We start from the raw sequence: 9,046 nt of genomic DNA, 5'->3' as shown, positions 1-9,046 counted from the left end.
AGACAAAATATAAATCATGTTTTTTGTCTTGTATTATAAAAAGTCCTATCTTCGTCCCTGTAAAATAACTCTTTACAATAATTATGACACTAAATTTCACACATAGTAATATATATAATGATCTAAAATTTAACAATTTAGGTTTGGTTAATTGTGCTGAAATATTAGAGAGAGAGAGAGAGAGAGAGAGAGAGAGAGAGAGAGAGAGAGAGAGAGAGAGCTAAATAATACAGCTACACACTTAAAGCACTACTTATTTCCAAAAGTTACAGGCAGAGTTATCTGTCTTTTTTTTATATTGCGTCTTGTTTACGCTTGTGTTTTTTCTTTACAATATTTCCCCAATAAATATATTGTCAGTTGTTTCGGTAAACGTTTTCGTGTAATCGATTTGTTTTTTTGTTGTCGTTCAAAATCGGCACGAATCATTCGTTTACCTATGTCACAACTATGTCCGGCAGCAGCGTGTAGCGATTACATGTTGCTGCTTTTTTGTTCGAAACTAACTAATCTTAAGATAAATATGTATTACAAGATGATGGCAATGAAAAAGTTTTATTTGCTTCTTTTTACTCTCTTGAGTATTGGCTTATGTCAATCGCAAGTAGGGATTAATACCAGTAATCCTCTAGGCCTGTTTCATATCGATGGAAAAGGTAATACGGGTGCAGCTCCGATTGCCAGTCAATTGACTGATGATTTTATTGTGACGTATGATGGCGTTGGTGGAGTAGGGGTAGGAATTGGATGCGTACCTGCAAAGGGAGCCTCGGTCGATCTGGCTTCGGCAAACAAAGGTCTCTCTTTAAATAATGTAGCATTAATAGCTGCCGATGATTTAATAACAGTGCCTACTCCCATACAAGGTATGATGGTTTTCAATACAACCAACAATAGCGAATTGTATCCTGGTATTTGTGTATTCAATGGTGTGGCTAACAGATGGGAACAAATGGCTTTTACGAAGGAAACTAATGCTGTAAAGATAGCTGTCTCTGTTTCGGACGTTACTACCACTTCTGCAACCTCGCCACATATATCAGCCGGTGGATACGATGGTGTTTCTATACCTTTTGCGCCGTTGGGTTCGTCCACTGTTGGTGTAAGCATTACAGAGGATGGTACCTATGCGTTTGCTCTCAATTTGGTGGGTTTTGTTACTACGGAAAGAACATCAGAGGCTCATCTCTATGTATTTATGCTTCGTAAATCGGATATGACTATTATGGATGCTGCTGCCTTGGGTACGTTAACCATGAATAATGCTCCTGATTATAAGCAGTCGGCAACCGTTATTTTGTCTTCGGAGTTGAAGGCTGGTGACGAACTTGATTTTTTGATATGCCACAACCTCGATACCAATTTTCCTTGGACATTGTATGGTGGAGCAACTACTACTGCCGGAAGGTATAATAAGACCTCTTTAAGTTATTGGAAATTATGATATTGAAACTATGAAGTATATATATGTAATTGCTGCATTTGTATTGATGAGTGCGGCGTCTTTTGGACAAATAGGTATCAACACCGAGAATGTTGTGTCGGGAGCTATCTTTCAGGTAGACCCTCTGGGAAATAACACAACTGGTACAGGAACTCAACTTGCAGATGATATGATTATATCTCTTGATAATGCAACAGGGGTTGTAGGCTTAGGTAAGAAAGCTTCAACAGCGGCTCAGCTCGATTTGGGATCGCATAAAAAAGCTTTGAAGATGAATGAAGTAAAACTTCAATCACTGACCGATATTGTAACTGTGCCCAATCCGAGAGCCGGAATGATAGTTTATAATACGGTGGCTATTGCCTCGGAAGAGGTCGAGATAGGATGGTATTACTTCGATGGTGTGAAGTGGAACAGGATTTTAAAGGCAGAGAGAGAGCCTGCTCTAAAGAATGAATTTTCGATACCTTATTTACTTCCAGATCAAATTGAAATACCTAGCATAAGTTATTCAGATGCTACTTCGGGTATTTATTCGGGCACGCTAAAGATGCCGTTTGTAAACTCCGAAACCAACCAGATAAAAGCTCCTGCTGATGGTACTTATGTATTTGCTCTGCGTTTTTATTTCTATTCTACAATATTGGGTATTCCGTCGCCGGAAGAAACCTATGATTCTCAGGCTGTATTGTATGCTTTTCTGGTTTCAAAAACACAAAATAAAGTGTTAGAGAAAGCGCTTATTTCGTTTCCTTTTACTCAAAGGTTTAGGAGGTATTATTCGTACCGTTTGGTAATGGGGACAAGCTTGAATAAAGACGAGGAAATTGAAATTTATATTGGCAGAGGTCAATCGCCCGATTTTCAAGATTGTCCTTTAAGTGTACGGGTTCTCGACTCATCCGATCCATCGCTAAAATCGGCTGCCAGAACGAGTATGGTATTTTGGAAACTATAACGAATAGAAGATACATGACATGAATAAAATATTTATAGTATTAATGTTTTTGGTATGTTCTGCCTATGTTTCATCGCAGGTAGGCATCAATACCAAATTTCCCGTAGGTCGTTTAGTAATAGACGCTAATGGAGATAACGTTTCGGGCACACCAACTCCCGAACAATTGAAAAATGATATGATCTTGAATATATCTACGGATAACGAGGCTATACTTGGTGTGGGAGGAATGCCTTATAACAGTGCTCAGTTGTATCTGAATGCAGATAATAAAGCCTTGGGGCTTAATCGGGTGACTCTTGCTTCGAGTTTTGATGTTGCCACAGTACCCAATCCTACGGATGGCATAGTAGTTTATAATAAAGATGCTTCGATAGAGGATGGTGTTTATTTTTTTTCCGATAGTCAATGGGGCAAAATGTCCACCAATATCTATGCCGGTTCGTTTATCAATCTGTTGAATCTGTCGTCGCCCGATGTTACAACCAAACCTATAACTCCTACACAGTTGGCTGCCGAATTGTATTCAGTAGGAACAGAACTTAAGTTTGTAACAAAAGAAAATGGAGTAATCTCAATTTTAGAAGATGGAGCATACTCCTTCAATATGCATTTGTCGGGATATGTATCAGCTGGCACTTCTGAGTTTGCTTATTATTATGTGTTTTTGGTAAATGCAACAAATCATTCGGTAGTAGATTCATATACTGTTGCTTTGCGTCCCAATACTAATGCACAACAAACGGCATCTGTATTTTTGAATGCTAATTTTAAGAAGAACGATGAGGTGAAGATCTATATTTGTCACGAAAATACTACTGATAGAATATGGTCTCTTAAAAGTACAACTCCCGGCAGTACCAACTTGGTGCGTACCTATATGATCTTCTGGAGGCTTTAACTGATGGCTATTCGTTTGATCTTACTTTATTTAGAATACTGCTTAGCCCTCTATGGTTATGTATATAATACTTGAATAAAAGATTATAATTTCTGAAAAAAGCCCTTTGGAGTAAAACTCTGTTGAGGGCTTTTTTTGTTGAAGATGTTAATTTTATAAAATTTATTGTTTGTTTGAATTGGATGTTTCTACTCGTTTTGTTACTAGATGATTACGGCTGTTTTAGATCTACTCTCTGGTCGTCTTTATGAGGCTTGATGCTCATTTTTGCTTCTATTTATTGCTCTAAAATGTAATATTTTGGTAGTTAATATAAAATTATTTTCTATCTTTGTGACTGACGAATAACTAATTACACTAACAATAATGCTCCTATTAACAAACATATTTGCAGATAAAAACTTAATTTTTAACAATTTAGGTTTGGTTCTTCACGCAAAAATGTTAGAGAGAGAGAGAGAGCTAAATAATCCCTCTTCGTGCTTAACAAGCTATTTATTCTCCTTATTCGGACTTTGGGTAACTTTTTTTAGAAAGTTGTTCAGTGTTTACTCTTGCATTTTCATTTTTGACTTCTTTTCGAATAAAGATATTTATAGTTTGCTCAGTGAACTGTTTCGTGTGACAGATTTGTTTTTTTGTTGTCGTTCAAAATCCGCACGAACAAAAGGTTTACCTGTGTCACAACTATGTCCGGTAGTGGTGTGTAGAGATTACACGCTACTGCCTTTTTTTTGCTGCAAGTTTTTTACCACTACCAGTTGTCAAGTAACCATGTAAAAATATAGAAGAAATGGGGAGAATTATTTTATTAATCTTTAATTTTTTTATGCTCATCCAGTGTTATTCGCAGGTGGGTATCAACACTAAAAATCCACAAGGAGTATTCCATATCGATGGAAAAGCAAATACCAATGGTTCTGTTAATGTTATTGATGATCTTGTTGTAGATGCCAATGGAAATGTGGGGATAGGTACAGTATCGCCAAAAGCAAAATTAGATGTTATGGGTGATGTTCTTATATCGGGCGGCTCGCCGGCTGCTGATAAGGTATTGATGTCAGATAGTAATGGTGTTGGTTCTTGGAAAGACTTCGACCGAAGTAAGGGTATTGCCACATGGACGGTGGTTGCGCCCAATACAACTTTTCCGGTTAGTGTATCAACAATGATAAAGGGTACACAAACGCTGTCGGATCCTAATGGAATGGGTTTTAAAATCTTCGATAACACTACCTCTTCGGCAATAACAGTTCCGGCCGGAACGTTTCTTATTGTTATTGATTTTGATGTTAATGTGATGGAGTATGGAGCCGTAGGACTCTTTACGTATGGTACTAACAGTTATATTTATCAGGTATTTTACTTTGAGCAACTTACCGGAGGGTCGGCTGTATATACTTTTACTGCACCCACCACGCTCAATATTCGAGGTGCGTTTCGTAATCTTTCAGGGGGAGGTATAACCCGTTATACAGTGCCTCCATTCAATAATGCCACCGCTGCTGCTACGGTGAGGTTTATTTCGTTAACTAAATAAGAGGAGTAAGAAAATGAAAAATATATTAGTGATTTTATTCTGTTCTTTATCTACTGGCATATTTGCTCAAATAGGAGTTTACACCGAAAGCCCTTCGCAATTGTTGCATATTGATGCAGCCAAAAACAATAATAATTCCTCTCCCTCTACTTCTCAAATGTCGGATGATGTAGTATTTACCTCCGATGGAAAGTTGGGTTTGGGAGTGATCGATCCGAAAGCTAAATTACATATCAATGGAAGTTTGCGCGTAAACGATGGTACGCAGGCGGATGGTAAACTCTTGATGAGTAGCAATGATGTGGGATTGGCTACATGGGGGAGTGTGAAAATAAATAAGATAGCTAATTGGAAGTTGAGCGGATCAGTTAATGTGCCTGCCAGTGGCATGATTCAGTTTACGGGAACCTCTGCTATGGTTGATAACGAAATAGATGGATTAAGTGCAGGTACAAATAGTTTGAGAATACCTCGTGGAAAATATATTATTATTGTAAATGGAGATTTAGCTCCTGCTTCAGAATATGGAATTTTTACAGTTAAAACAAGTGTAGATACTCCCTTCTCTTTTTATTATTCGGAATGGTTGGGTGGTGCTACCTTTCTTCTTGACCTGACGAATGCTAAGTATGCAAACCCCGAAACTATCACTATCTATTTTACAGCTGTTTCTACAGCCGTAGGAGCTACCAACTATTACTATACTAAACCACCCTATACAAATACCTTTTGGTACACCTTCTCTATAATTATGATTTAAATAAAGAATGTTATGAATAAATATATATCAACAATTTTATTATCATGTTTTAGTACATTGCTTTTGGCTCAGGTGGGTATTAAGACAATCAATCCGCCTACAAATTCCGCTCTACATATCGATCCGAAAGGCGATACTCAAAGTATGGGTACAGTAAACAATAGTGATGATGTATATGTATCATCTACAGGGGAAGTAGGATTGGGTACTATAAGCCCGGCTACAAAACTGGATGTTGTGGGAAAGCTTAAGATAACGGATGGAACTGAAGGTTTGGGGAAGATTTTTACAGCCACCGATGCTTCGGGGTTGGGTTCGTGGCAGGTGTTGTCGCTAGTGAAGCGAGCGGCGGTTTGGAAAGTATCGGGAAATCCATCATCTATTGTAGCCAATTCGTTATATACAATCAGTGGAACAACGTCCTTCTCTACAAATACATTAAATGCTACGACGAACGGAACAAACTCAATTACTATCCCCGCAGGAAGTTATCTTATATTTATCAGAGGCGATATAAATCTTCGCGAATATGGGCGTATGCAGGTATATAGTAATGGTGCACTTATATATTTTAAATGGTATAGCGAGTATTTAGGTGGTGGTACTATTTATCGAGAGTTTACTTCGGATGCAACATTAACCATCGGCTTCTTGGGTGTCGATGTTACTTGCAGTACTTGTTCGCAAATACCGTTTCTATCATCTTATCCTTATACGGGTAATCCTCTTACTATTTGGTCAGAATTGGTTATTTTGCAATTATAGAAATTGCTTGGTATGGTTGAAGATGTGTTTCATGTTTATAGTAATTAATGTAGCTGCTCACTCAAATTATTTGTTTGAGAACTGTTATTCTTCGAAAAGAATCGGACTTAATATTGACTATATGTAGTAGCTAAATTAATTTGTTTTTCTTAAAAGAGTAGAGGTGTGAAATTAAAGATTCAATGTTAATTATTTATTAACAGACGTTTAGCTTGATTCGAGTAAATAGCAGATAAAAAAATACGTTTATCTGTTTGGTAGAGCGAAAATTTTATTACCTTTGCATCGCATTTAAGGAAAAAAGGGCAGTTACCAGAGTGGCCAAATGGGTCTGACTGTAACTCAGATAGCGTAAGCTTACGGTGGTTCGAATCCATCACTGCCCACTTATTTTTTTTATGCAAATTGCGGAAGTAGCTCAGTTGATAGAGCATCAGCCTTCCAAGCTGAGGGTCGAGGGTTTGAGCCCCTTCTTCCGCTCCAAAGAGCAAAAGCGATTACGTAAAGTAGTCGCTTTTGTTGTATTAATTAAAAAGAAAGGTGTTTTAAAAGTTATAAGCAATTCCTATTTTTTTATTGCTGTTTCGTATAACTTTAAGACTGTCTGGTTGTTCTACTTATCAAGGTGAAAAGGTCTTCGACCTAGATATAGAAAAGGTGAAATACGAATGAAAGGAAGTGGTATTCAGAATCTTACTGAGGGTAAGATATTCTCGACTCTTATACGATTGGCTTTGCCCCTTATGGGTACAAGTTTCTTGCAGATGGCATATACACTGATGGCTATGTCGTGGGTGGGACGATTGGGTGCAGATGATGCTTCTAATGTAGCCACTAAATCGGAAGCTGCTATTGGTGCTATTGGTATGCTGTTGTGGCTTACGGCGTCGGTTGCCTATTTAGCGATGATAGGGGCTGAGGTAGCCGTGGGGCAATCTATCGGTGCGAAAAAAATGCGTCAGGCAAAAATATATGCTTCACATACATCTACTGTAGCTATTTTTCTGGGGGTAGTATGGTCGCTCACACTGTTTACGTTTGCAGAGCCTATTTTGATGTTCTTTAAACTTCCTGCTGATATAACGGGCGAAGCTGTACTTTACCTCCGTATAATGACTATATGTTTGCCGTTTCAGTTTCTATCGTATAATTTATCAGGAGTATATAATGGGGCAGGGCGTAGCTTTATTCCTTTCAGAAACAATGCGTTTGGGTTGGTGCTGAATATGATTCTCGACCCGATTCTTATGTTTGGTTTGGATATGGGCTTGCATGGTGCAGCGGTAGGAAGTGTAATTTCTCAGATATTTGTATTTGGTTTATTCTTCTATCAGATCAAATCAGCTAATCGAATTTTGGGTAACTTCTCGTTCCTGATAAAACCTCGTGTAGTTTTTCTTAAGCGTGTTTTTTATCTGGGAACGCCCGTTTCTTTAATGAACTCGCTCTATGCAATCATAAATATGAATCTGGCTCGTGTAGCCTCTATATATGGTGGGCACTTGGGTTTGATGACTCAAACTACGGGTGGTCAGATTGAGGCTGTTACCTGGAATACTTCGCAAGGTTTCTCTACGGCTTTGAGTGCTTTTATGGCTCAAAATTATGCCGCAAATAAAATAGAACGAGGCAAAAAAGCTTACATCTATACCTTACGAATAATGGTTTCGGTGGGTATTGTGGTGAGTGTTGCTTTTGTGTTTTTCGGAGGCTCTATCTTCGGGCTTATTGTTCCCCATCAGGACGCAATAGATGCAGGGTCGCAATATTTGATGGTAATGGGCTTGGTTCAGATTTTTATGATGCTCGAACTTACTACTCAAGGTATGTTTAATGGTATCGGAAGAACTGTAGAACCTGCTATTATCAGTGTCGTATTTAATGCTTTGCGAATACCTCTGGCTTATTATCTGGCATCCGATATGGGTATTGTTGGAGTGTGGTGGGCAATTGCTATTTCGAGTGTTTGTAAAGGGATAATATTGCCTCTTTGGTTTTCGTTTCTTTACAAAAAAGTTAAAAAATAACACAATAATTGGTGTTGTTTTTGTTTAGTTGAGTATCTCTTTTGTTGATGAAGAAAAGATAGTTTTTGTCTTTTTTTGCACTTATCAGCGATAAACAGGGCGTACATTTCTTATTTTGAAGCTAACTATTGTTAATTTCAATATAATACCTATATTTGCATCTGTAAGATAACTCTTTACGCTAGCAATGGAGAATAAATTAACAAGCATATCTATCACTAATAATCTAAATTTTAACGGTTTAGATTTGTTTATGTGTGTTGAAATATTAGAGAGAGAGAGCTAAATAACGCATCTACATGCTTAACACTTCTTACCTCTAAAATTTTAAGGAGAAATATCTGTTTTTCACACTTATTGCGTTTTTGTGACTCATTAGTGTGTCTTTTTTTGCACCCTTTAATAAAAGTTAATAAAAGTTATAGATCTGCCGATAATACTAGTCGTATAGAACATTCCCTATGTTGTTGTCGTTTAGAATTTGTACGACTTAGATTTTCATCTAAAGCGGAGCTATACATAGTGTTAATGTGTAGTGATTACACGTTGACACTTTTTTCATATATTTGCATTTTTGCATTAACTAATATATTTTATTTTTTTAATTTTTAAAAACGATGAACAAAAAGACTTTTTTATTAATTCTGTTTT

General features: G+C 37.4%; 7 protein-coding genes and 2 tRNA genes. All 9 read left to right on the top strand.

The genetic code is table 11. The features are described 5' to 3' along the window. Nucleotides 1–544: 544 nt before the first annotated feature. Complete coding sequence (locus HGC4_RS17790; protein WP_157258384.1) at nt 545–1,444, top strand: hypothetical protein; 900 nt, start codon at nt 545–547, stop codon at nt 1,442–1,444. Nucleotides 1,445–1,454: 10 nt separating this feature from the next. Continuing rightward, nucleotides 1,455–2,402 carry a hypothetical protein gene (locus tag HGC4_RS17785; RefSeq protein ID WP_050711486.1) on the top strand — a complete coding sequence of 316 codons (948 nt, stop codon included), beginning with the start codon at nt 1,455–1,457 and terminating at the stop codon, nt 2,400–2,402. A gap of 19 nt (nt 2,403–2,421) precedes the next feature. Beyond that, nucleotides 2,422–3,303 carry a hypothetical protein gene (locus HGC4_RS17780; RefSeq protein ID WP_050711485.1) on the top strand — a complete coding sequence of 294 codons (882 nt, stop codon included), beginning with the start codon at nt 2,422–2,424 and terminating at the stop codon, nt 3,301–3,303. 829 nt (nt 3,304–4,132) lie between these two features. After that, nucleotides 4,133–4,843: a hypothetical protein gene (locus tag HGC4_RS17775; RefSeq protein ID WP_185099990.1), complete on the top strand. Its 711-nt coding sequence runs from the start codon at nt 4,133–4,135 to the stop codon at nt 4,841–4,843. A 13-nt stretch (nt 4,844–4,856) separates the two neighbouring features. After that, nucleotides 4,857–5,603 carry a hypothetical protein gene (locus HGC4_RS17770; protein WP_050711483.1) on the top strand — a complete coding sequence of 249 codons (747 nt, stop codon included), beginning with the start codon at nt 4,857–4,859 and terminating at the stop codon, nt 5,601–5,603. Nucleotides 5,604–5,615: 12 nt separating this feature from the next. Continuing rightward, the gene (locus HGC4_RS17765) at nt 5,616–6,368 is read left to right on the top strand and encodes a hypothetical protein (RefSeq protein ID WP_050711482.1); all 753 of its coding nucleotides are present in this window, start codon (nt 5,616–5,618) and stop codon (nt 6,366–6,368) included. Between the two features lie 303 nt (nt 6,369–6,671). After that, nucleotides 6,672–6,754 (top strand) — tRNA-Tyr (locus tag HGC4_RS17760). Nucleotides 6,755–6,775: 21 nt separating this feature from the next. Continuing rightward, nucleotides 6,776–6,851 (top strand) — tRNA-Gly (locus HGC4_RS17755). A 185-nt stretch (nt 6,852–7,036) separates the two neighbouring features. Next, nucleotides 7,037–8,395 (top strand): MATE family efflux transporter, encoded by a 1,359-nt coding sequence (locus tag HGC4_RS17750; RefSeq protein ID WP_050711481.1) that lies wholly within the window; start codon nt 7,037–7,039, stop codon nt 8,393–8,395. Nucleotides 8,396–9,046 lie beyond the last annotated feature (651 nt).

This window comes from Dysgonomonas sp. HGC4, assembly GCF_001261715.1.
In the GTDB taxonomy this organism is placed as follows: Bacteria; Bacteroidota; Bacteroidia; order Bacteroidales; family Dysgonomonadaceae; genus Dysgonomonas_A.
Note: the sequence above shows the minus strand (reverse complement) of the source record. Positions and strands in the feature narration are given on the sequence as shown.

What these genes read in the sequence shown, in the direction of transcription:
- HGC4_RS17750 (WP_050711481.1), top strand. Translation starts at nt 7,037, where the DNA reads ATGAAAGGAAGTGGTATTCAGAATCTTACTGAGGGTAAGATATTCTCG.
- HGC4_RS17785 (WP_050711486.1), top strand. Translation starts at nt 1,455, where the DNA reads ATGAAGTATATATATGTAATTGCTGCATTTGTATTGATGAGTGCGGCG.
- HGC4_RS17790 (WP_157258384.1), top strand. Translation starts at nt 545, where the DNA reads ATGAAAAAGTTTTATTTGCTTCTTTTTACTCTCTTGAGTATTGGCTTA.
- HGC4_RS17770 (WP_050711483.1), top strand. Translation starts at nt 4,857, where the DNA reads ATGAAAAATATATTAGTGATTTTATTCTGTTCTTTATCTACTGGCATA.
- HGC4_RS17780 (WP_050711485.1), top strand. Translation starts at nt 2,422, where the DNA reads ATGAATAAAATATTTATAGTATTAATGTTTTTGGTATGTTCTGCCTAT.
- HGC4_RS17765 (WP_050711482.1), top strand. Translation starts at nt 5,616, where the DNA reads ATGAATAAATATATATCAACAATTTTATTATCATGTTTTAGTACATTG.
- HGC4_RS17775 (WP_185099990.1), top strand. Translation starts at nt 4,133, where the DNA reads ATGCTCATCCAGTGTTATTCGCAGGTGGGTATCAACACTAAAAATCCA.